Source organism: Synechococcus sp. H55.10, assembly GCF_047502715.1.
Classification (GTDB): Bacteria; Cyanobacteriota; Cyanobacteriia; order Thermostichales; family Thermostichaceae; genus Thermostichus.
Map to the genome: position 1 here is coordinate 1 of NZ_JANSJJ010000226.1, position 580 is coordinate 580.

At 57.4% G+C, this 580-nt stretch carries 1 protein-coding gene; it reads left to right on the forward strand.

Annotation, left to right across the window (positions count from 1 at the left end):
- Nucleotides 1-304: 304 nt before the first annotated feature.
- On the forward strand, nt 305-580 hold a 276-nt coding region (locus NW858_RS11955; protein WP_414520581.1), incomplete at its 3' end, for an alanine--tRNA ligase-related protein.

A 580-nucleotide genomic window follows, 5' to 3' on the forward strand; every position in this document is an offset into this window, starting at 1 on the left:
CAATAGCAGGTGGGCATACCCCTCCAAGCGCTACCGACTGACGGCTAGGTAACCGAGACGAGGCTGATGGGCGGGCAAGCGCGTTGCCAGAGATACATCTAGCCTAGACCAAGGGGAGAAAAATCTTGCACATCTGGCTCCAACAGGCTGATCCTAGCGTTTGCCCACGCGGGCTCAATCGGAGAAATCGCTTAGATTTTTCTGCTTTGGCGGGCGGTGCCGACAAAATCCAGACCTCAATAGTAAAAATGCCCACGCGCCAAAAAACCTAGAATTATCAATACAGTTATTCTTCGCCTTGACCATGTCTCCATCCTTCTCCGGTGCCGCCATCCGGCAGGCTTTTCTGGACTTCTACGCCCAGCGGGGCCACCAGGTACTGCCCAGCGCCTCCTTGGTGCCGGAGGATCCCACGGTGCTGCTGACCATCGCCGGCATGCTACCCTTCAAGCCCATCTTCCTGGGGCATCGGGATCCGGAGTACCCACGGGTCACGACTGCCCAGAAATGCGTACGCACCAACGACATCGAGAACGTGGGACGGACGGCTCGCCACCACACCTTTTTTGAGATGCTGCGC